At 34.5% G+C, this 22,719-nt stretch carries 21 protein-coding genes; 6 read left to right on the forward strand and 15 right to left on the reverse strand.

All coding sequences use genetic code 11. The features are described from left to right. The first annotated feature begins 58 nt into the window (after positions 1 to 58). Positions 59 to 1,141: an aminotransferase class V-fold PLP-dependent enzyme gene (locus tag OQ292_RS04250; RefSeq protein WP_284684807.1), complete on the forward strand. Its 1,083-nt coding sequence runs from the start codon at positions 59 to 61 to the stop codon at positions 1,139 to 1,141. 209 nt (positions 1,142 to 1,350) lie between these two features. Next, positions 1,351 to 1,938, forward strand: coding sequence for a hypothetical protein (locus OQ292_RS04255; protein ID WP_284684808.1), 588 nt, complete (start codon positions 1,351 to 1,353; stop codon positions 1,936 to 1,938). A gap of 62 nt (positions 1,939 to 2,000) precedes the next feature. On the opposite strand, the gene OQ292_RS04260 is transcribed toward OQ292_RS04255, so the two are convergent. The 3 genes from OQ292_RS04260 to OQ292_RS04270 all read right to left on the reverse strand — a co-directional run bounded on the left by OQ292_RS04260 (position 2,001) and on the right by OQ292_RS04270 (position 6,405). Next, positions 2,001 to 3,656: a sodium:solute symporter family protein gene (locus OQ292_RS04260; RefSeq protein ID WP_284684809.1), complete on the reverse strand. Its 1,656-nt coding sequence runs from the start codon at positions 3,654 to 3,656 to the stop codon at positions 2,001 to 2,003. Between the two features lie 104 nt (positions 3,657 to 3,760). Beyond that, complete coding sequence (locus tag OQ292_RS04265; RefSeq protein WP_284684810.1) at positions 3,761 to 4,756, reverse strand: YpdA family putative bacillithiol disulfide reductase; 996 nt, start codon at positions 4,754 to 4,756, stop codon at positions 3,761 to 3,763. A 152-nt stretch (positions 4,757 to 4,908) separates the two neighbouring features. Further along, positions 4,909 to 6,405 (reverse strand): peptide MFS transporter, encoded by a 1,497-nt coding sequence (locus OQ292_RS04270; RefSeq protein WP_284684811.1) that lies wholly within the window; start codon positions 6,403 to 6,405, stop codon positions 4,909 to 4,911. Between the two features lie 639 nt (positions 6,406 to 7,044). On the opposite strand from OQ292_RS04270, the gene OQ292_RS04275 reads away from it, so the two are divergent. Further along, a complete protein-coding gene (locus tag OQ292_RS04275; RefSeq protein ID WP_284684812.1) occupies positions 7,045 to 7,407 on the forward strand; it encodes a T9SS type A sorting domain-containing protein in 363 nt (120 codons plus the stop codon). Here OQ292_RS04275 and OQ292_RS04280 read toward each other — a convergent pair whose 3' ends face one another. From OQ292_RS04280 to OQ292_RS04305, 6 genes are all read right to left on the reverse strand, one after another. Then, positions 7,408 to 8,007, reverse strand: a complete 600-nt coding sequence (locus tag OQ292_RS04280) for a DNA-3-methyladenine glycosylase (protein ID WP_284684813.1) — start codon at positions 8,005 to 8,007, stop codon at positions 7,408 to 7,410. It abuts the gene before it with no gap. A 16-nt stretch (positions 8,008 to 8,023) separates the two neighbouring features. Then, complete coding sequence (locus OQ292_RS04285; protein ID WP_284684814.1) at positions 8,024 to 8,401, reverse strand: DUF8493 domain-containing protein; 378 nt, start codon at positions 8,399 to 8,401, stop codon at positions 8,024 to 8,026. 251 nt (positions 8,402 to 8,652) lie between these two features. Continuing rightward, entirely contained in the window at positions 8,653 to 9,768 is a 1,116-nt protein-coding gene (gene dnaX / locus OQ292_RS04290; protein ID WP_284684815.1) for a DNA polymerase III subunit gamma/tau, read from the reverse strand. A gap of 112 nt (positions 9,769 to 9,880) precedes the next feature. Next, complete coding sequence (locus tag OQ292_RS04295; protein ID WP_284684816.1) at positions 9,881 to 10,648, reverse strand: LytR/AlgR family response regulator transcription factor; 768 nt, start codon at positions 10,646 to 10,648, stop codon at positions 9,881 to 9,883. Continuing rightward, a complete protein-coding gene (locus OQ292_RS04300) occupies positions 10,645 to 11,679 on the reverse strand; it encodes a sensor histidine kinase (RefSeq protein WP_284684817.1) in 1,035 nt (344 codons plus the stop codon). The genes OQ292_RS04295 and OQ292_RS04300 overlap by 4 nt, the downstream gene beginning before the upstream one ends. 14 nt (positions 11,680 to 11,693) lie before the next feature. Then, the gene (locus OQ292_RS04305) at positions 11,694 to 12,899 is read right to left on the reverse strand and encodes a hypothetical protein (protein ID WP_284684818.1); all 1,206 of its coding nucleotides are present in this window, start codon (positions 12,897 to 12,899) and stop codon (positions 11,694 to 11,696) included. A 618-nt stretch (positions 12,900 to 13,517) separates the two neighbouring features. Between OQ292_RS04305 and OQ292_RS04310 the strand changes: the two genes are divergently transcribed. Both OQ292_RS04310 and OQ292_RS04315 read left to right on the forward strand, forming a co-directional pair. Then, positions 13,518 to 14,912, forward strand: coding sequence for a sulfatase family protein (locus OQ292_RS04310; RefSeq protein WP_284684819.1), 1,395 nt, complete (start codon positions 13,518 to 13,520; stop codon positions 14,910 to 14,912). Between the two features lie 202 nt (positions 14,913 to 15,114). Then, positions 15,115 to 15,516: a helix-turn-helix transcriptional regulator gene (locus tag OQ292_RS04315; protein ID WP_284684820.1), complete on the forward strand. Its 402-nt coding sequence runs from the start codon at positions 15,115 to 15,117 to the stop codon at positions 15,514 to 15,516. A gap of 43 nt (positions 15,517 to 15,559) precedes the next feature. Here the strand turns inward: OQ292_RS04315 and OQ292_RS04320 are convergent, their stop codons facing one another. Together OQ292_RS04320 and bshC are read right to left on the reverse strand one after the other, a co-directional pair. Continuing rightward, entirely contained in the window at positions 15,560 to 16,633 is a 1,074-nt protein-coding gene (locus OQ292_RS04320) for an alkene reductase (RefSeq protein WP_284684821.1), read from the reverse strand. Positions 16,634 to 16,766: 133 nt separating this feature from the next. Continuing rightward, positions 16,767 to 18,329 carry a bacillithiol biosynthesis cysteine-adding enzyme BshC gene (gene bshC, locus OQ292_RS04325; protein ID WP_284684822.1) on the reverse strand — a complete coding sequence of 521 codons (1,563 nt, stop codon included), beginning with the start codon at positions 18,327 to 18,329 and terminating at the stop codon, positions 16,767 to 16,769. 134 nt (positions 18,330 to 18,463) lie between these two features. Between bshC and OQ292_RS04330 the strand changes: the two genes are divergently transcribed. Then, entirely contained in the window at positions 18,464 to 18,946 is a 483-nt protein-coding gene (locus tag OQ292_RS04330) for a hypothetical protein (RefSeq protein ID WP_284684823.1), read from the forward strand. Between the two features lie 57 nt (positions 18,947 to 19,003). Here the strand turns inward: OQ292_RS04330 and atpG are convergent, their stop codons facing one another. Genes atpG through atpF form a run of 4 tightly spaced genes read right to left on the reverse strand, consistent with a single transcriptional unit; the run spans position 19,004 to position 22,651 of the window. Continuing rightward, a complete protein-coding gene (gene atpG, locus OQ292_RS04335) occupies positions 19,004 to 19,894 on the reverse strand; it encodes an ATP synthase F1 subunit gamma (RefSeq protein WP_284684824.1) in 891 nt (296 codons plus the stop codon). A gap of 49 nt (positions 19,895 to 19,943) precedes the next feature. Beyond that, positions 19,944 to 21,521, reverse strand: coding sequence for a F0F1 ATP synthase subunit alpha (atpA, locus tag OQ292_RS04340; protein ID WP_284684825.1), 1,578 nt, complete (start codon positions 21,519 to 21,521; stop codon positions 19,944 to 19,946). A 51-nt stretch (positions 21,522 to 21,572) separates the two neighbouring features. Beyond that, positions 21,573 to 22,112 carry an ATP synthase F1 subunit delta gene (gene atpH, locus OQ292_RS04345; RefSeq protein WP_284684826.1) on the reverse strand — a complete coding sequence of 180 codons (540 nt, stop codon included), beginning with the start codon at positions 22,110 to 22,112 and terminating at the stop codon, positions 21,573 to 21,575. 44 nt (positions 22,113 to 22,156) lie between these two features. Then, positions 22,157 to 22,651, reverse strand: coding sequence for a F0F1 ATP synthase subunit B (gene atpF, locus OQ292_RS04350; RefSeq protein ID WP_284684827.1), 495 nt, complete (start codon positions 22,649 to 22,651; stop codon positions 22,157 to 22,159). Positions 22,652 to 22,719 lie beyond the last annotated feature (68 nt).

Consider the following 22,719-nt stretch of genomic DNA (forward strand, 5'->3'; position numbering starts at 1 on the left):
CTATGTTAGCTTTTTACTTTTTGTGTAGCTTTGAACTTTGATTTTTAGAAGCGATTAAATGAAGCCAGTATTTCTAACACCCGGACCAAGTGAACTGTATTTTACAGTTGAAGATCACATTAGACAAGCACTTAAAGAAAATGCTTGCGCTATTTCTCACCGTAGTAAAGCATTTGAAGCTTACTATAAAACCGCTGTTGATAATGTAAGAGCACTACTTAATGTGCCAGAAAGTTATCATATCGTTTTTACAGCTTCTGCTACAGAAGTGTGGGAAAGACTTATTCAAAACTGTGTAGAAAACCAGACATACCATTTGGTAAATGGTTCTTTCTCCAAACGTTTTTATGAGTTTTCGGGAATGTTAGGTAAAAATGCCATTAAATTGGAGAAGCCTTTAGGCGAAGGGTTTACTGCTGATGAAATAGATGTACCTACTGATACAGAAATGCTTTGTATTACGCAAAATGAAACCAGTACCGGTGTATCTGTTCCTGTAGAAGAGATTTATGCATTAAGAAAAAAATATCCTGAATGCTTAATTGCTATAGATGCAGTTTCTTCTGTTCCTTATTTAGATATAGATTTTAACAAGATAGACTCTTTATTTTTCTCAGTACAAAAAGGAATGGGAATGCCTGCCGGACTCGGCGTTTGGATTTTTAATGAGCGTTGTGTTTCAAAAGCTACTACTTTAACTGAGAAACAAATTCCTACAGGTACTTACCACAGCATAGAATCTTTACTAGAAAAAGCAGTAAATAATCAAACTCCTGAAACTCCAAACGTATTGGGTATTTATGTTTTGGGTAAGGTGTGTGAAGATATGCTTAGAAGAGGGGTTGATGTAATTCGCCAAGAGACCAATTACAAAGCTGCCCTAATTAACTATTTGTATAATGAGCACCCGATGTTTTCGCATGCAGTTGCCAACGAAACACATCGCTCAAAAACTGTATTGGTGGGTGAAGTAAAAGGAATGCCTGCTAGTGAGTTAATCGCCAAAGTAAAAGAGCACGGAATTGTAATTGGTAGTGGTTATGGTAAAAATAAAGCTACTCAAATACGTATTGCCAACTTCCCAACACACTCGAAAGAGGTTTTCGAGAAATTGGTCGATGTGCTTAATGAGATGAAGTAAGATTACAACTCTTTGAGTTTAAGATTTAAAGAGGGTTTCTTTCGTAGAAATCCTCTTTTTTTGTTTAGCAAGTTATCTTGTTGACCTGATTTAGCTCTAGTAATCTGAAGTGTTTTTTAACCAAATTTTAGTAATTATTTTTGACATATCTTTTCTTCGAATTGTCATATCTAAAAAAGCATGTTAAATAAAATCAACTAAATCATTTTATGAATAGAATTAGCACATTACTACTACCACTTTTAATAATTTTTGCCGCTTGTAACGAAGAAGAGCATGAAATAGAATATAACATCAATCACTATTTTGAAATGAATGGTTATTACTTTGACACTCCATATGGCTTTTTAAAACTTGGGGATCCGAAGCAAGAAGGGCAAGAGTTTGCATTGTTTTTAAGCGATGGAGATTGCAGTATCGATACTAATGCAGTTGATTGTGCTTATAGAAGAAATCAAATAAGACTGATAATTTATTCACCAGAATCAGATAACCTTCCAAGTGGTACTTATAACTACGTTCTGCCAGTTATATGTCCAACAAATGAAGTTTGTTGGGAACCCTATAACATTAGCTTTGTAAGTATAATGTATTCAAGCTTGGAATTTGAACTTGAAGAACTAGGTGAAGACTATGACCCTGATAAAGTTGACTATGGAGTAACAGGAAAAGAAGGAGAAATAAAAATCGAGAATTTAGGTGACAACAATTATAAAATAAACTACGAGTTTGTAACCGATCGAGAGCAAAATATTACTGGTTATTACGAAGGCAAACTTGAGTTTTTTGACCATTAATATTTTGAAAGATTATATAAAGCCATCAATTAGCGCTGATGGCTTTTTTTTATTCTCAAACATTAAAATGCACCTAAAAAAATGAGCATGATAATGCCATATGCAGCTAATGCAAGGTAGTATTTTCCCCAGTATCCACTCAAGTTAAAAGCTTCGGTTAGTTTACCTTCGTGCACTAAACCTTTTACTTTTTCTTGGATAGGTTTCGGATTGATCAAACTACCGAAATATCCGAATACAATAGCACTTACACAACCAGTTACATTCCACCAAAGCCACGAAATATTTGGCACAAAAAACCACAGCAACATATTGGTTACAAAGCCCATTAGTAAGCCTAAAATAGCTCCAACATTGTTTATTCTTTTTATAAGAATTCCCATTACGAATACACCGAGAATTGGCCCGTTTGCCAGTGAAGATATTTTATTGATCGATACGATGATAGAATCTGAAATTCCCCCAACAAAAAAAGCAAAAGCCGAAATGGCCAAACCCCAAAAAACTGTAAATACTTTAGAAAGGTAAAACTCCTTTTTTGTATTTAAGGAATTGGCAAAATATCCCTTCACAATATCTTGCATGGTAGTGGCACTCAGTGAGTTAATAATTGAGTCTAAAGATGACATAGCAGCAGAAAACAAGCCTACCATAAACAAACCAATAAAACCTATTGGGAACTTTTGCATTACAAAAATGGGAACCGCCAAATTGTAATTAGGTTCTTCATTTGCTTTTAGGGGCAAATCATTAAAAAAATCAGGATTGGTAACTACATAAGCTCCAATACAAATTCCTAAAAAGCAATAAGTGAGCACCAGTGGAAAACGCAACATTCCATTTAAGAACAAAGACATGTTTGTTCCTTTAGCATCTTTGGTAGAAAGCTGGCGCTGCACCTGAGTTTGATCTGTACCGTAATATGCCACATAAAGAAAAAAGCCACCTATTAGCATAGGCCAAAAGGCAAAGTCTTTTCCATCGAAACCAGTATGGCTAAAATCAATAGCTTGTAATCTCTTACTATCAAAAGCATTTATGGCAGCATCATACCCACCGATAATATCCAAACTAATATAGATGGCAAAAAGGATAGCCGCATATAATATTACCATCTGAATAACATCTGAATAGATTACGGCTTTCATCCCTCCTATTGAATCGTAAATAACTGTAACGATGCCCAAAACAGCCACCGACCAGAAAAAGGAAATACCTGTACAGTATTCGATTACAATACAAATTCCGTAAACTGTTATCCCAGCCGAAAAAGCCCTAAAAAACTGAAAGAAAACACTTAGGACAGTTCTAGTCTCTTTTCCAAATCGCTTTTCTAGATAAGCATAAACAGAGATAATATTAAGCCTCTTAAACAAAGGGAGTAAAAAGATCATGAGGAAGATCATAGCAAATGGAACTGCTAGTTCGTATTGCAACCATAATAGACCTCCTCCTAAAGAAAAGGCGACAAAGGCTGGTGCACCTAAAATACTATTGGTAGAGCACTGAGTTGCCATAATCGAAATGGCGACTGGAAACGCTCCTGTTGAATTACCTCCTAAATAATAATCCTTTTGATTCTTTTGTCCGCGGGAGAGATAAACACTAAGCAAGATCATTCCGATGAGATACAGAATAACTATTGCCCAGTCTGTTGTACTTAACATCATGGTGTAGTAATGGTAATATGGGGATTGGTAAAAAAGTAAATATAACATTTTTAAGCTTTTAGCCCAGATTACAGCCTTAAAGTTGAGGTACACTCAAAAGAAAAAAGCCCGGAAAACCGAGCTTTATACTTATTTTGATATAAGGGAAATTACTAATTTACTTTAGTAACTTCTTTCTCACCTTGAATTTGTCTAATTACAATTTCTGCGTGTTCACGAGAGTTTTCGATAAACCACTTGGTAGTTATCATGCCACCACATACTACACCTGCTAAGTACAAACCAGCAATATTTGTTTCGTATGTTTCTTCATTGTGCATTGGCTTGCGGGTTTCATCTTTGCATAACTCAATTCCTATATTTTGTAAAAAGCTAAAGTCTGGTTGATAGCCAGTCATTGCCATTACAAAATCATTCGGGATAGACTTGAGACCTTCTGAAGTCTTAATAATTACTTCATGCTCTTTAATCTCAATCATTTCAGATTTAAAATAAGCTTTAATAGAACCTTCTTTAATTCGGTTGTCAATATCTGGTCTTACCCAATATTTAACTCTTGAGCTTATTTCTTCTTCCCTAACTACCATTGTAACCTCAGCACCTTTTCTGTAGGTTTCTAGAGCCACATCTACAGAAGAATTAGCAGCACCTACCACTAATACTCTTTGATTAGCATATGGGTGAGGCTCATCGTAGTAATGTTTTACTTTTGGTAAGTCTTCACCCGGTATGTTCATTAGGTTTGGCTTATCGTAAAAACCAGTGGCAACAATAACAGAATCTGCATTATAAGTCGCTTTAGAACTTTTAATTTGAAATCTGGTATCTGTTCCTGGTGTTACTTTTTCTACTTTTTCGTAAAGGTTCACCTTTAATTCCCAACTCTGTTGCACTCTTCGGTAATATTCAAGCGCTTCGCTTCTAGTTGGTTTATCACCATGAGAAATAAAAGGAACACCACCAATCTCCAACTTTTCTGAAGTTGAAAAGAAAGTCATGTTAGCTGGATAATTATATAGCGAATTTACCAAACATCCTTTTTCAAGTATAACATAAGATAATCCTGCTTTTTTTGCTTCTATACCACAGGCGAGTCCAATTGGTCCACCTCCAACAATTAATATGTCGATTTTATTTGGGGTATCCATTCTTTAGTTTGTTTATAAATTACAATCAAAAAACTTATAGCTGATCGTGAGAGTTCAACAAAAATACAAACCGAGTATTTCTTACTGAAATAAACAAAAAGAAAAGGCAACCATAATGATTGCCTTTATTTATTTTTCGAGTGTTGAGATGTTTATTTCACATTTCCCATCCACTTTTTAACCCAAGGTGTAAGGATAAAGAATATTACACCAGCACCTACTCCTAACATTACCACAGACATAAACAGTGATGGCAAGGAATCTGACGACTCGGAATTAAATCCGCCAGCGAATAAACCTGCAATTAAGTTACCGAGTGAGGTACCTACAAACCAGATACCCATCATCTGGCCAGTATATCTTGCCGGAGCCAACTGAGTAGTCGCACTTAATCCAATTGGACTCAAAGTAATTTCACCTACTGAGTGGAAGAAGTATGTAGCAACTAACCAGAACATGCCTACTTTACCGCTAGACTCAACAACTATCTTGGCAGCTAAAAACATTATAAAGAAGCCAATAGCCATTAATATAAGACCAATTCCAAATTTTATTGGAGTAGATGGATTAAGATTTTTAGCAGCAAGTTTTACCCAAAGAGCACCAAGTATAGGCGCAAAAATGATGATAAAACCCGGGTTTACATTTTGAAGCATACCAGCGGGAAGTTCGAATCCGCCGATCATTCTATCAGTATAATCTCTGGCAAATAAATTCAATGTACTACCTGCCTGTTCGAAACCTGCCCAGAATACTGCTGAACCCACAAACAAAAGGAAAATTACACCTACTTTTTTCTTCTCTTGTGCATTTAATCCACCAGAAACAAGAATATTTAAAAAGTAAATAACTGTAACCGATACAATGATAAAACCAACTGCTTCTGCAAAACCTCTGGCAGTTGTTAGGTCTATATAACCAGTAAATTGAGCAATGGTAACTAAAACTATTAGGAAACCAGATAAAAGAAGAGTTAAGCCTTTATTAGTTGGAAGATGTGTACTGGTATCTTCTTTTGCTTTTGCAGCTACTCCTATTCCTTTTAAAGATTTACTAGTTAACCTAAACTGAATAAGACCGAAAAGCATCCCGATTGCAGCTAAACCAAAACCATAATGCCAGTTTACTTTCTCTCCTAATAAACTCACACATGCCTGCCCCAAAAATGAACCGATGTTTATACCCATATAAAATATAGAGAATCCTGCATCTCTTCTTGCACCACCTTCTGGATAAAGGTCACCAACCATTGTACTAATGTTCGGTTTTAAAAGTCCAGTTCCGGTTGCCACGAAAGCTAATCCACTAAAAAATATCATATTTGATCCAGGTACAGCCAATAATATGTGCCCGATCATAATAAGTATACCTCCATACCAAACTGCTTTCTGCTGGCCTAATATGTTATCTGCTATCCAGCCACCGGGTAAAGTAAAAAGGTAAACTCCAGCAGTGTAAAGTCCGTAAATTGCCCCAGCTGTTTCTTCGTCTAGCCCCATACCTTCTTTGGCTACATCTGTAGTCATAAAAAGTATAAGAATAGCCCTCATGCCGTAATAACTGAACCTCTCCCACATTTCAGTCATGAACAATGTTCTCAATCCCTTAGGATGGCTCATTATTCCGGTCTTTTGTGATTGTGTAGTCATAAATAGATTTTATTTTGAATCTAGTGTATTTTAATAGCAGTATTGACAAAATTGACACTTTTCAATTAACTGCTCTGATAATTTAAATTTCCTAAGATAAGCAATACACCAGAAAATCATAAATTATCTTCTAAAATTACTATTTACTACTAGCTCAAATCTTAAAATTTGAAGTAATAAGCAGACTTGTCTCATGCCAGTTATATGTAAGATTAATAGTATATGCTAAAAAAAAATCATTCTTTGATAAAAGCCGGTATTTATATGACTTTGAATAAGGCTTCAAAAAGCATTTCTCTAAATTCAATTAATTACGATTTTAACAATTTATTCTTCATAAATCATCAAATATTACATTTTCACAAGGCTATCATACACATACCTTAGCAAAATATAAAAAACTAGCACTTTTAGAACAATGTGCATAACTGCTTTTCTCGCAATAAAGACAATATACATACAATGTAATTTTTCACAGGGGTTAGTACATCCATTTGCTTACCTCATGTATGTTATTAAGCTATATTTGTATCAAGATTTTTTCATTTTTTTAAACAGGTTTCATTCCTGTTAGTTTTTAGACTAGGTCATCCAAACAACACAAGACTACATTATTTACACAGCTAACATCCTGAAAATATGGTAAGAAAATTACAGGCTAAAATTATATTAACAGTAATGCTTTCGGTTTCGGCCATGTTGGCAACCGGAAACAATGAACCAGATAAACTGTGGGATTCTGACGATTTATATGTGTCGAATATTTATCCTAATCCGGCAGTGCACTCGATAACTTTAGACTATCGTATTCTAGATAACAATACTAGTGCTACTATTATATTTAGAAATATACTAGGTAGCGAAATGGGCATTTACAATTTATCTCAAAGAGAAACCAGCTTGACTATCCAACTATCAGATTTTAGTTCAGGTGTATATTTTTATACACTAAGTGTTGAAGGAAAAGATTTAGTAACTAAAAAATTTATGGTGAGTAAATAATTATTTTGCTTTACTACACCATTTATTATCCCTTATCCTAAAACGCCAAGGCAACAACGCATCTTCCCCGGCGTAATCGATACCTACCCGGGCACTCGAGATAATTTCATTATTATCAACAACTACCTTGTGATCTTCCAACCAGATCAAATTATCAACAAGATCAGTCCCATAGTGACTGGTATCAATACCTAAAGCCTGTGATAAAATGCCTGGCCCAGCAGTAAGCCTGTAAGCCGTTTTATCCATTTTTCTTCTTTCAAGCATAGTATCTATACCAGCAACCGGCTCTATCGCTCTTATCAACACAGCATCTGCACTACCTTTTTTATTGGTTACAATATTAAAAAGTGCGTGAATTCCATAGCAAAGGTATACATAAGCATGTCCGCCTTCGCCAAACATAACCTCTGTTCTCTTTGTTCTGCGGTTTAAATGTGCATGGCAAGCTTTATCTATTGCACCACAATAAGCTTCGGTTTCAACAATTTTTCCAGAGGTAAAAACGCCATCGATATTAGTGCATAACATCTTGCCTAATAGCTGTTTGGCAACATCAACTACATCTTCGTTTTCGTAAAACTCCTTTGTGATTTTCAACCTTCAATCAGTTTTCTTAATTATCGAAGTCTAAACCCAGTTTATTCTTTAATGAAACCAGCGCAGGATTTATATTAGCGAGATATTCAAACTTATCTTGAGTGGTATAAATCCTCTTTTTTCCAGCTTTTGGAGTAGCTATGGTATAATCTAAATGAATCAGATCATTCTGTAATTCTTCTGATAAGAATTTGAATAATTGAGGTTTAAACTTGGTAAAATATTCTCTTAAAACTTGATTACCCAATGTTACCACAATACTGTGTTTTCCATTAAGCGCTGGCTCTCCATCTTCCAAAATAATTTTGTTGAAATGTTGATTACCCGCAATATCAGTCTGCTGCATTTTCTCCCAAGCTTTTTCTAAATCGGCTTGATTGAATGAATTTGTCATTCGACCAGTAACAGGTTTTTCTTCCTGTACTGTAGCTTGTTGCGTATTACTGCTTTGCTCCTGCTTAATTTTTTGCCTAATCTGCTCTATACTTAATGGAACTTGAGCAGTTTTCTTTAGTGGTACTTTTAATGGAGGTCTCTTCGGTTGTGTTTTAGGTACTTGAGTAGTAGTAGTTTTATTTTCGATAGTTGTTTCTGAAACCTGCTTATTTTCACTTGTTTCTATCTCTTTTTGTGAAGGTTCAGATTCTAAACTACTTTTTTTTTTAACTCACCATTGCGGGCGAGGTCAATTGCGCTTTTTAAATGGCACATCTTTAAAAGTGCCAACTCTACATGGAATCGCTGATTTTTACTGGATTTATAATTTAGATCACACTGGTTACCAATATTCATGGCAGTTAGCAAAAAGGAAACAGAACTCGCATTTGCCTGAGTGTGATACTTCTCTTTTACATTATCTGCTACTTCTAGCAAATCTAAGGTAGAAGCATCTTTACAAACCAATAAGTTTCTAAAGTGCTCGCAAAGCCCAATTATAAAATTTTGACCATCAAAACCTTTTCTCAGTATCTCATCGAAGATGCTTAGACATTTTGAATGATTCTCTTGCAACAAAGTTTCTGTTACCTGAAAATAGTAATCGTAGTCAAGTATGTGCAGGTTTTTAATAGTAGTCTCATAATCGATATGCCTGTCTGTAGAGAAAGTAACAATCATATCAAAAAGAGAAAGTGCATCTCTTAGTGCTCCGTCTGCCTTTTGTGCAATTAGATATAGCGCTTCATCATCTGCAGTAATATTTTCTTGTGCTGCTACATTGGCTAAATGTGAAGCAATATCTTGTACGCTGATTCTATTAAAATCGAATATTTGACAACGAGAAAGAATTGTAGGAATCACCTTATGCTTTTCTGTAGTTGCCAGAATAAATATAGCGTATGAAGGTGGCTCTTCGAGTGTTTTAAGAAATGCATTAAAAGCTGCATTTGATAACATGTGCACCTCATCTATTATATACACTTTGTATTTACCAGACTGTGGTGCGTAACGAACCTGCTCTACTAAACTTCTAATGTCATCTACAGAGTTGTTAGAAGCAGCATCTAGTTCGTAAATATTATAGTCAAAATTAAGTTTTTCAGCTTCTGCATTATCAATATCTTTTGGAGTATTGATTAAGCGCGCCAGAATTCGGGCACAGGTAGTTTTACCGACTCCTCTCGGGCCACAAAAAAGAAAAGCCTGTGCAAGATGATTGTTATCAACTGCATTTTTCAATGTTGTGGTAATATGCTCCTGACCTACTACTGTTTCAAATGAGTTAGGACGGTATTTTCTGGCAGAAACTACAAAATTTTCCATATATCGTTAAGCTCGAGCTTATATAAAAGCCTTGCCTTTTTCTTCTTCTAAAACTGCAAATTAAAGATAATTGAATGAAATACCGGGGATAAATTCTAAAAAAGTCAAACTCTTATTTATCTAGCCATTCTTTAAATAGTGGAGCCTTGTGGCTACTCACCACTATTTCATCATTTGTTGTTGGTGTTAATTCAATCTTTAATCTACCTTTAAAGTAAGGAAATATATTTTGAGTGGCATCTATGTGAATGAGGTATTGTCTATTAATCCTAAAGAATATACCTGGATCCATCATTTCTTCTAGCTGCTCCAAAGAATGGTTTACTGCATATTTTCTGTTGTCAAATGTGATAATAAAAACCACTTTATCTTCAGAAATGAAATAGGCAATTTCGTGTGCTTTTACAGATTTAATTTTTCTGCCATACTTTACTAAGAAGCGTTGTTTATATACTTTTTTCTCTTTGCCCAATAAGCCAATAAGTGTATCTATCTTAGAGTTTCTTACTGCTTTCTGCAAAGACTCAGACATATTATTGAGTTTTTCGAGAGCTTCTTCCAGCTTATTATAGCGAACTGGTTTTAATAGATAATCTATACTGTTTACCTTAAAAGCTTCGATAGCGTACTCATCATAAGCAGTGGTAAAAATTACCGGACATTTCACTTTTACTTCTTGAAACACTTCGAAAGATAAACCATCGCTTAACTGAATATCGGCCATTATTAGGTCTGGTTCATCATTTTCACTTAGCCATTCCACGGCCTCTTCCACAGATGGTAACTGTGCAACAATTTCGTTCTCATCACTATACCGCTGTAACATTTGTTCCATTTTTTTTGCGGCCAGTGTCTCATCTTCAATAATGACTATTTTCATGATTTTTCAAGACTTAATAGTGGTATTCTTACAGTAAAAAAAGATCCGTCGTCAATAACTTCCATCTCTCTATCAGTTACATAACTAAATCGCTTTCTCAAATTATTAAGACCGGTCTCACCGGGATTTCCGGATTTCTGAGATTTCTTCTGGATATTATTTTTTACAACCAGATACTTCTCTCCTTGATTAAATATTTCCACACAAAGTGGAGCTCTTGCTGAAAGCTTATTATGTTTTATCGTATTTTCTACTAAAATCTGTAAAGCCATAGGAGGAATCATTTTATTCCTCAATTTAGTATTTACTTCGCTCTTAATAAAAAGCTGCTTATCAAATCGTTTTTCTAGAATATGAAGATATGCCTCCATAAAGTCTAACTCAGTACTAAGGCTTACTACCTCAGTATCTTTATTTTTTAAAACATATCTGTAAACTTCTGCAAAATTATCAAGAAAATCGAGAGCTGCTTCATTTTGCGGCTCAATCAGTGACGATAATATATTTAAATTATTAAAAAGAAAGTGTGGATCGATATGACTTTTTAGCGCTTTAAGCTCAGAAAGCATATTTTCCTTTTCCAGAGTATTCTTTTCAATTGTTACTTTTTTCCACTTTACCATAAAGTAAATACCGAAAAATATAGAAAATACGGGTATCAGAAATAATATACCGTAGATATTGAGTAGTACCATCTGATACATATCAGGTGGTAAGAGTGTAAAACCAGCTTTAAATATGTAGTAAGTAGCATTAACTACTATAAGTGTATATAAACCACTTACCAAAAGCTGCAAGTTAAGTCGTTTCGCCATGTTGTCTTGCCATGGCATAAGCCTATCGAACAGCAAATAGATACCGTAATTACCAACCCATAAAAGAAGAATTACACTAAATACCCAGATAGCAGCCAAATAGTACACCGGACTTATCTCTGGTGACTGTTCTATTGGCGGCTCCTGAACATAAAAGTATATGCTACCACCTAATAGTAAAATGAGCGATATGATTGCTATTCTCAGGTAAGACAACTTCTTCTATATCATTATTTAAAATTTATCATTTTGAATTCTTTCCAAGAAACAAACAGAGACTTGCGCCCATAGGCATCTATAATTATTCCCTGGTTATCGGCATTCACATCGGAATGCCCACTTAGTAATACTTCCAATCCATTTTTCAGGATTACTTTTACATAATTGATATTTTGTTTTTGAATGCTTTGAATGTTTTTAAATAGGAGTAGATATTCCATGTTATTATAAAACCCATCTAATACCTCAAGGGTGAGATACTCGTCCAGATCGTACACTAACCTTCCCAAATACACATTTCCTCTTTTATCGTTTACAGTACCTTGCAAGTAATGTGTAATGTAAAAATCTCTATAAAAAAGTGGCGGCTCTGGTGGCTCTATAAACTCTGCTGATATAAATTCTTCCCAATGAATAATGATGTGCCCCAGATCTCTAATTTTTACTACAATGCCTTTATTTTCTTGATTTACATCTCTATGGTTATTCATAAAGAAGCGCTCGCCAGAACTCAAAGTAACCATAGAGCCATCGCCTTCTACTTCAATTTTCTGGATTCTATTAAAAGGAATATCTTCTTTATCGTCTCCGTGGTAACCACCTAATTTATCTGTGCTTACTCTTTCATCTTTATCCCAAGCTATATAGCCTTCAAAAGTTCCGTGAATGGTTTCAATTTTTCCATAAAGAGGCACGCCTAGTTGGCTGTATCTACCTTCAGGAAAAGGTATAAACTGAATCTGATCTATTCTGTTCCAAGCAATTTTCTGCTTAACGCCAGTAAAAGAGAACACATTAATATCAGAGCCAATGTCATTTGTATTTTTGGTTACCAAAAAGCGCTGGCCATTTTTAAAGATTATAGTAGCTTTATTATCTGAAAGCACCTTAATCTTATCTATATCGCCAAACTGGCATTTAAAAACTCTTCTGGTAGGTTGACCCCGGTTTTCCCACAATTGCATAAAATCGAAATCGAAATGCCTAAAAACCGAATTATCATCTTTTGGCGCATGTTGCTTTACTTCTTCACCTAAACCAAAAGGAGCACCTGTTTTGTAGGCATAAAACATATCGTCCCACATCAATTCCTCATCACCCCAACGAATCTGTCCTTTTACCCGATCTCCATTCTTTAATATTACTTCGCCAAATAAAAAGCACTCACTACTTTGTGCATGCACAAAAGCAGCATTACTAATTATAGTAACAAGCAAAATTAAAATATGGATTGCACGACTTAACATCTAAAATAATCAAGGATTACCTATTCCTCATCACAATTGTTTAGGGGTGTATTTTAACTTCATTTCGGGGAAATGATTCATTCTTTATTTATTTTCCTTAATAATGAATCATCTTTTTTCACATATAAGCTTTCTGAGATAAAACAATCTGACAATTATCTAACAAATAAGATGCGTTGTTTAACAGACTTATTTGATTCGAACACTGATATAATTTTCGCATAATTAATTGATAACTGCAGTGTTTAATAATTTTAAGTTTGAGGTTTATTGGAGGACAAAGTTTAGTGTTATTCCGAAAAATATGAAACATTTAATAAACCGCCATTATTTTTCATAATTTTCATTTTAGGTTCTTTGCTTCCAAGTGAAATAATTACAATTTTAGTTAGCCTTTGTTGATTTTAAAAGCCCTCTGCATCTGAATCTGGAAAACTTGTGTTTGAGTTCTATCATTATAAATCCAGAAATTTTCAATAAAGCCCAGTATAATTTTGAGTACAACAAATCTTATATTGTTCTAAAATGGTGATATTAAGCCAGATACACTTTAAGTACTTAAGAAAAAAAAATTGAAACTAGGTAAATATGAAAGTTTTCAAACTCTCTATGCTCTTGTGCATTATTAACTTTTTTTATGAAGCGAATGCGCAAAATCACCCTAATATATTAGTATTTATTGCAGATGATGCCGGTTGGAGGGACTTTGGGTGCTATAGAAATACGGCTATAAAAACAAAACATATCGATGAATTGGCTGCAAATGGAATTAGATTTAACAATGTTTTTTTAACTAGCCCTCAATGTAGCCCTTCTCGTACAAGTTTACTTACCGGACAGTTTCCACATACATTAAGAACAGAAGATTTACATACCCCTTTAGCAGATAGTATTAAAATACTTCCTCATTATTTAAAGCAAAAAGGATATTACACAGGCTTAATCCAAAAAGCTCACTTAGGCCCAGATGCCATCAAACAATTCGATTATTTTGACTATGCAACTCCTGCTAAGCAAATTGATGAGTTTAAGGCTTTTCTGGATAAGTCTGAGAAGAAGCCATTTTTTATGTGGTATGCATTTTCTGACCCGCACAGAGATTATCAAGAAAATACGATCCCGATTCCACACAAACCAGAGAAAGTAGTTGTGCCTCCTTACTTAGCAGATACACCTTTAACTAGAAAAGATATTGCTTTATACTATGATGAAATTGCCCGTATGGATCAAAACATAGGTTTAGCAGTAGAAGAACTTGAAAGAAGAGGAGTACTTGAAAATACGCTTATCATATTTCTATCTGACAATGGCAGCCCTTTTACTAGAGCTAAAGGCACTTTGTATGATGCAGGAATAAAAACGCCTTTTATTATATATTGGAAAGGTACTATTTCACCAAGTCAAACAAACGATCAGTTATATTCAGTAATCAATTTAGCCCCTACATTGCTAGATGTCGCTGGTATTTCTCCAAGCAAAAGTATATTTGGTAAAAGTATGCTTCCATTAATTAAAGGAGATGAAATGCAAAGCGACCAATATATTTTTAGCGAAAGAAACTGGCACGACTGCGATGAACACATACGATCTGTTAGGTCTGATACCTTTAAACTAATAAAAAATGCCTATATAGAATGGCCTCATGGAACTGCCGCCGATTTGGCATCTAGTCTATCGCATCAAGAGTTGGTAAGATTAAAACAAGAAGGCAAACTCAACCCAGAGCAATTATTAATTTTTCAGTCTCCAAGACCAACTATTGAATTGTATAATGTAATTGAAGACCCCGAAGAGTTTCATAATCTGGCAAGCGATAGAAAATACAGAAAAATTATTCAGCAATTGCACGAAGAGCTTTACAACTGGATGAAACAAACTGATGATTTTCATCCGAGTAAGAGAAGAAGAATGGATGGAACAGATCGAGTAACTGGTGCACTTTTTCATCATCAATCTTTACCTCCTTTATATGAAGATTGGTAAAAGTTTTTAAAGCCTTTAGAATAGCCGTTCATCAAAAAAATAACATATTGGTAATATTCAATTTCTTTTTTTTTAAAGAATAAAGTAAATTCAGGAGATAATGTAATTTTGTAGAATGGTTTTCTGGTTATTCTAATGTTCTGTTCAATCACCAGATACAAATTTCCACCAAATTAGCCTATTAACCTGTCAATTGACCCAAATGAAAAGAAAACGAATTACTACAAAAATTTTACAGATAGCATCATTTGCTGTTGGAGGTTTAATGACCTTTATTTCTGTTGTAGAACACCATGTACCAGATGGAATTCCACCATTTATAATGGCATTATTAGGTATAGGAATAGGTAGTACTGTATGGTTAAATAAAGATCAAAGAAAAATAGATCAGATAAATTTATTGAAGTACATCTCTAATAATCATGGCAGAGCTACGCTAAGCGAGTTAGTAATTGCTTTAGAATTTCCGGTAGAAAAAGTAAAGAAATTATTAGATAAGTTAGAAAAACACGGAGCAGTTACTATTGAAATATCTCAAAAAGGCGAAATTATTTATTGCTGCACAGATATGCTGTCAATCTCAAGCGAATACTTTGTGAGTTAAAATAAAAAAGAGGTTTCTCTAGAAACCTCTCCAGTTCATTTATTTATGCAAGAAATGCATAATCAGTAAATCCTTTCTCACCTGGTGTGTAGAATGTACCGAAGTCTGGTTGGTTTAACTCAGCCTTCTTCTTAAATCTCTCTACTAAGTCTGGATTAGCAACAAAAGCTCTTCCGAAAGCAACTAATTCACCTTTACCTTCTTCTAATTCTTTTTCAGCTCTTTCTAAATCGTAGCCACCACTTAAGATATATGTTCCTTTAAATAAGTCTCTTATTTTATCTTTAATTTCTTGTGGCACTGCTGGTGCTCCCATACTTGAATGGTCAACCACATGGATATAAGCCAAGTTTAGAGTGCTTAATTCTTTTGCAAGGTATTCATAAGTAGCATCAACCTCATCAAATACTTCCATGCCATTAAATACACCATAAGGAGATACACGAATCCCTGTTTTTTCTGCTCCAATAGCTTCTACAATCGCTTTAGTAACTTCTAAAGCAAAACGCGAACGGTTTTCTACACTTCCACCATATTCATCTGTTCTTTTATTTGATGCAGTATTGATAAATTGATCTATCAAATATCCATTAGCTGCATGTACTTCTACACCGTCAAAACCTGCTTCAATAGCATTTTTAGATGCAGTTACAAATTCTTGAATAGCCTGATCGATATCAGCCTTAGTCATTTCTTTTGGTTCTGGGTGCGCTTGAGGACCTTTTGTATCGGTATACATATCACCAGATAATGCGATTGGAGATGGAGCAACAATTTCAGTTCCCTCTACCATGTTTTCTTGGTGGCTCGCTCTACCAGTATGCATCATTTGAACAAATATTTTTGCACCATTTTTATGTGCAGCGGCAGTTACTTTTTTCCAACCTTCTATTTGCTCATCAGTATAAATTCCTGGGATTCTAGCATAGCCTAATCCGTTTGCTGATGGAGCGGTTCCTTCTGTTATAATTAAACCCGCACTTGAGCGCTGTCCGTAGTATTCAGCTATTATATCATTTGGTAAATTATCTATGGCTCTACTTCTTGTCATTGGAGCCATTACAATTCTGTTTTGTAATGTAAGGTTACCAAGTTTATATTCTGAAAATAATTTCATTGGTGTGTTAAAAATAAATGGTACAACATGTAATTTATACACTACCAATTCCCTATTTAAAAAGTTCATAAAAAAAGCAGAATTTTTCAATTCTGCTTAAATTTTAACTTAGAAGTAATATTATAACAATCGCTTATTCGTCTTCAAGAATATTAAAGCTGAATTCTAGCGGATTAAAAAAGTAAATTAAGTCTTTAATAAAGTCTGGATTGTTGAGATAAAAACTCAAGAAGTTTTCAAGTCTCTCTTGAGGTACACTATTAGGAAACAATTTATCTTTAAGATTAAGCAACTGCTTAATTTCGGTTTCTTGTTTGTTTTCCTCAGCTTTCTTCAACCTCTTTTTGATGTTTTCCATCTGCTTAACCATACGCTGAGTTTCTGCACCAATGTAACCTTTTAGAGAAGCATCTATACTTACTGCTTTACTTAATATACCTTCGAATATTTTTTCGAGAGCAGTAATTTCTTGATCCAACCCAAGGTTTACCTCTGAATTATCATTTACAAAGGCGGCTTTTAATTGATGCTCATCTTTAAAAAGATCATTATGAGAAAGACCTAGTTTATGGAATTTTTTACCGTTGCTTTTATTAATTACCAAAGCAAAGTTTCTTGGAAGGAGAATTGGGAAGGCTGTATTAAAGTGATCAAAAACACCTTTGAGCTGTAACCAGTAAACAACTTCTGACGGGCCACCAATGTAAGCAAGGTTAGGTAAAATCATCTCCTGATACAATGGCCTTAATACCACATTAGGACTAAAACACTCAGGATTTTTTTCTAACTCTTCTAATAATTGCTCTTTGCTAAAACTTATATCTGAGTTTAATACTTGATATGTGTCACCTTCTCTTTCTATTCTTTCTCTTAGCCCATCTTGTAAATAGAAGAAGTTAATATCTCTTGGGAAAATTTGCGATTTATAACCTAATTCTTCTAATGCAGCAGTAGCATCATCTGCTTTCTTTTTTGCATTGTGATTTAGTAAATCGTCTTTAATTACATCTTTAAATTCTTCTTTTAACTCTTTACAATCTGCATCTACAATTACAAGACCCTCTTTGCCAAATAAATAATTTACAAATTTACGAGTTGCATCAGCTAAATTATCGCTATTAAGATAAGCGTCTTTCAGAAACTGAGGTACTTCGCCAACACTTTCAATAAATGTTTCAACACCTTTTAGGTCTAGTTTACCAACTGCTCCGCTAGCTTCTGGATGCTCCCAAATATATTCTTTACCGAATAATACGATTTTCTTTATTTCCTCAAAGTCGTGATCTTCAGTTGCCATCCAATAAACAGGCACAAAGTTATATGTAGGATAGGCATCGGCTAATCTTCTGGCAAGATTAATTACAGATACGATTTTATATATAAAATACAGAGGTCCTGAAAAGATATTTAACTGATGACCTGTAATTACAGTGAAGGTATTGTCTGCTTTTAGTAACTCTATTGAGGCCTTAGGTATTTGCTCTAAGCCTTCATATTGTTTTACTAAAACTTCGTAAAGTTTCTCTCTTGTAGAATTACTAAATGCGGCTTGTTTATTTTTAATTTGCTGTTCAAAAGACTCTAATTGTGGAGGTAGTTCATAAAAGCTCTTAATGGTTTCCTTTTGGTTAATGTAGTCCAGAAATAAATCGCTAAACTGTCGGGTATCTTCAAAAGATATTTTCGTATTTTTCATTGTAAATACTGTGCTATATTATTTTTAGAAGGATTTATTAATTAGAGATAATACAGATATTTGTTAAACTGACACTCTGTTTTTTGTATCAATGTCTTAGTAACAACCTAAAACTATTTTAAATCCATTTTACTTTGAAATTTAGAAAGAAATTTAACTTTATTTTTTTTACATTGTTTTTTTTCAATCTGGCTTTATTTCTATTTAAGACTTTTCAAGTGTTGGTTGAATTACCAAGAAGAAATGCTAAGAAAGCCAATTTGTTTATAAAACAACATATCCCAGCAGGCAGCAAAGTAATTGGAGACCCACTTTTTTATTATGCAGTTACCGAAAACGGTTCTTTCTATCATTATTACAATCTCTATAATACGCTAGAAAATAGAGAAGAAGCATTGAGAACAAAATTCGATTATGATTATATGATTGTAAGTGGAGTAAGCCTAGCTCGTAACGCTGGTATTTCTGACTATTTTTACTCCAAATCTGAATTTGATACAGTTGCTACATTACAATTTGAAGAAAATACTTTAGCTGGATATATTAATCGCCTTGGCTTGGTTTCGTCTATGGAAGCAAGTGGTTATAGCTGCACGCTTTTGAAACGAATTAAGTAAATATTAAAAAAAAACCGGTATAAAATACCGGTTTCCTTAAATCTTTAATTTTATTTATTAACCGTTTGCCAAAGCTTCTGCACCACCAACAATTTCCAAAATTTCTGTAGTAATCGCTGCCTGTCTAGTACGGTTATAAGTTAATTGAAGCTCTTTAATTAATTCCTGAGCGTTGTCTGTTGCTTTATCCATAGCAGTCATACGAGCACCGTGTTCAGCAGCATTAGACTCTAAAAGGAATTTATAGAAGGAAATTTTCAAGCTTTTAGGAATCAGTTCTTTTACAATATCCATTTTATTTGGCTCAAAAATATAGTCCATTTGAACATCTTGCTCTTTGTTTCCTGAGCTTACCTCAGAAGTAATTGGCAAGAATTGTTCAACTATAGTTTCTTGTGTTGCCACATTTTTGAACTCATTATAGATAATATCAACTACATCAAATTCTTTAGCAAGAAATCCATTCATTGCATATTCTGCAGCAGCTCTTACACTATCAAAGTTAAGATCAGAGAATAATTCGAGATACTCTGTATTAACATTAAAATCTCTTCTCTTAAAGTAATCGTATCCTTTCTTTCCAATACTAAGGATCTCTACATTCCCACTAGCTAACTGCGTCTGGTATTTTCCTTCTATTAAACTAAGTGCCTTCTTACTAACATTAGCGTTGAAACCACCGCACAAACCACGATCAGATGTAATTACTACAATCAACACCTTTTTCACCTCTCTCTCAACAGCATATGCGTTTTCAATCTCATCTCCCAATGTTGCAGAAACATTCTGCAATATGTTATTCAATTTTTGAGAATAAGGTCTAATCTGGATAATTCTATCCTGTGCTTTTCTCAATTTAGCTGCAGCCACCATTTTCATGGCTTTGGTAATCTGCTGGGTAGATTTTACTGAAACAATCCTGTTCTTTACTTCCTTAAGATTCGGCATTTCCGTTTAATATTTAAAGAAAAGCCGGAATTAACCGGCTTAATACTTATTAATAATTTACTGCTATTTCTTTGGCAACACTTTCTAATGTAGACTTCACGTCGTCTTCAAGTTTACCAGCAGCCAATTTGTTCATTATATCTTTATGCTTGCTATTCAAAACTTCGAGGTATTCTTCCTCAAAAGCTTTTACTTTTTCAGTAGGTACAGGGTCTAATAATCCATTAGTAGATGCATAGATAATAGCTACCTGACTTTCTACAGAAAGTGGAGAGAACTGAGCTTGTTTCAATATTTCTTGGTTTTTTCTACCTCTCTCAATAGTAAGTTTAGTAGCAGGATCAAGGTCAGAACCGAACTTAGCAAAAGCCTCAAGCTCTCTAAATTGTGCCTGATCAAGTTTAAGTGTACCAGCTACTTTCTTCATTGATTTGATCTGAGCAGAACCCCCTACTCTTGATACCGAGATACCAACGTTAATCGCAGGTCTAATACCAGAGTTAAACAAGTTACTTTCTAAGAATATCTGACCATCAGTAATTGAGATTACGTTAGTCGGGATATAAGCAGAAACGTCACCAGCTTGAGTTTCGATAATTGGTAATGCAGTAAGTGATCCTCCACCTTTTACTTTACCTTTTAAAGATTCTGGTAAGTCGTTCATTTGCTCTGCAATTTTATCTGAAGGGATAATTTTTGCAGCACGCTCTAATAATCTTGAGTGCAAGTAGAAAACATCACCTGGGTATGCTTCACGTCCTGGAGGTCTTCTAAGAAGTAGAGACACTTCTCTATAAGAAACAGCTTGTTTAGAAAGGTCATCATAAACTACAAGTGCAGGACGACCAGTATCACGGAAGTACTCACCAATTGCAGCACCAGTATATGGAGCAAAGAACTGCATTGGAGCAGGGTCTGATGCGTTTGCAGCAACAATAGTTGTATATGGTAATGCACCTGCTTTTTCTAACTCAGCAACAACACCAGCAACAGTAGAAGCTTTTTGTCCGATTGCTACGTAGATACAGTAAACAGGTTCACCTTTTTCGTAAAATTCTTTCTGGTTAATAATTGTATCGATAACTACAGCTGTTTTACCAGTTTGTCTGTCACCAATTACCAACTCTCTTTGTCCTCTTCCGATTGGAATCATAGAGTCGATAGACTTAATACCAGTTTGTAATGGCTCGTTTACAGGGCTTCTGTAAATTACACCAGGAGCTTTACGCTCTAGAGGCATTTCAAATAACTCACCTTCAATTTCTCCTTTACCGTCAATTGGTAAACCAAGAGTGTTGATAACCCTTCCACAAAGGCCTTCACCAACTTTTACCGAACCAATTTTAGCAGTTCTTTTCACAGAGTCACCTTCTTTTACAGAAGTCGGCTCTCCTAAAATTACAGCACCAACGTTATCTTCTTCTAGGTTTAATACTAAACCTGCTTCGCCACTGGCAAATTCTAAAAGCTCACCAGATTGTGCGTTTGAAAGGCCGTAGATTCTAGCAACCCCATCACCAACCTGAAGTACAGTTCCAACTTCTTCCAGTTCCGCTTCTGATTTAAAATCGGAAAGTTGTTCTCTAAGTATATTTGAGACCTCGTCTGGTCTTACCTGCTGCGCCATTTTTGTTTTTTTAAATTTATGATTAAGCGTAAATTTTCTAAATTAATATTCTCAGGCATCCATTAACTGGATTTTTAACTTATTCAGTTTTCCTGCTATAGAATTATCGATTTGTTTATCACCAATTTTCAACACAAACCCACCAATCAGATCTTTATCTACTTTTTCTTTTAGTAAAGCCTTTTTACCAGATACTTCTTCTACAAATTTCACAACCTCTCCTCTCATTTCACTGGTTAAAGGAATTGAAGTAGTAACTGTGCTTTCTTGCAAGCCATTTATCTTGTTATACAATCTTAGTACTTCATCTGCTACATATGGCAAAATACTAAGTCTGTTTTTTCTTGAAAGAATTTTAAAGAACTTAAGCGTTAGTTCACTTACTTTATCTTTAAATATCTGATCAAGAATAATTCTTTTTTTGCTTGCTAAGATCACTGGGTTTTTAAGCATTAACTTTAGTGGTCGGCTACCATCGCAAGTATTTTTAACTAGCGACATGTCTTCTTTTACCGTTTCTAAAACCTTCATCTCAACTGAGAGATCTACCAGTGATTTCGCGTATCTGACTGCTATTCTTTTCTCCGACATCTTTATCTTAAATATTGTGATAAACCTGATTCAAAACTCAGCTATTAGTTAAGCTTTGTTTCATCAAGCAGTTCATTAATTAATTTTTTCTGATAATCTTCGTCGCTCAATTCCTTTCTAAGAAGCTTTTCTGCAATCTCTACAGAAAATTTAGCTACTTGATTCTTCACTTCTGCCAAAGCAGCTTTCTTTTCGTTACGAATATCTTCCTGAGCAGAAGCAACGATTCTCTCGTATTCTTTTCTTGCTGCATCTTGAGACTCAGTAATAATTTTACCAGCAGAGTCTTTAGCCTCTTTTAAGATAATTTCACGTTCAGCTCTGGCAGTTTGCTTCATTTCTTCAATGTCTTTTTTAAGGGCTTCTACTTCGTCTTTAGCTTTTGTAGAAGAGCTTAAAGCTTCTTTAATAGAATCCTCTCTTGCCTTTACAGTTTGTAAAATTGGCTTGTAAGCAAACTTACGTAGTACTACAAGTACTAAAGAAAAAAGTAAAGCTGTCCAGAAAATGAGACCTATCCCAGGAGTTACTATATCCATTGTATCCTTTATTTAATTTTTTCAGTTAATATTTCACTGGATGCCGGCAATCCCGGTTCATCCAGTGA

The organism is Chondrinema litorale (assembly GCF_026250525.1).
Classification (GTDB): Bacteria; Bacteroidota; Bacteroidia; order Cytophagales; family Flammeovirgaceae; genus Chondrinema; species Chondrinema litorale.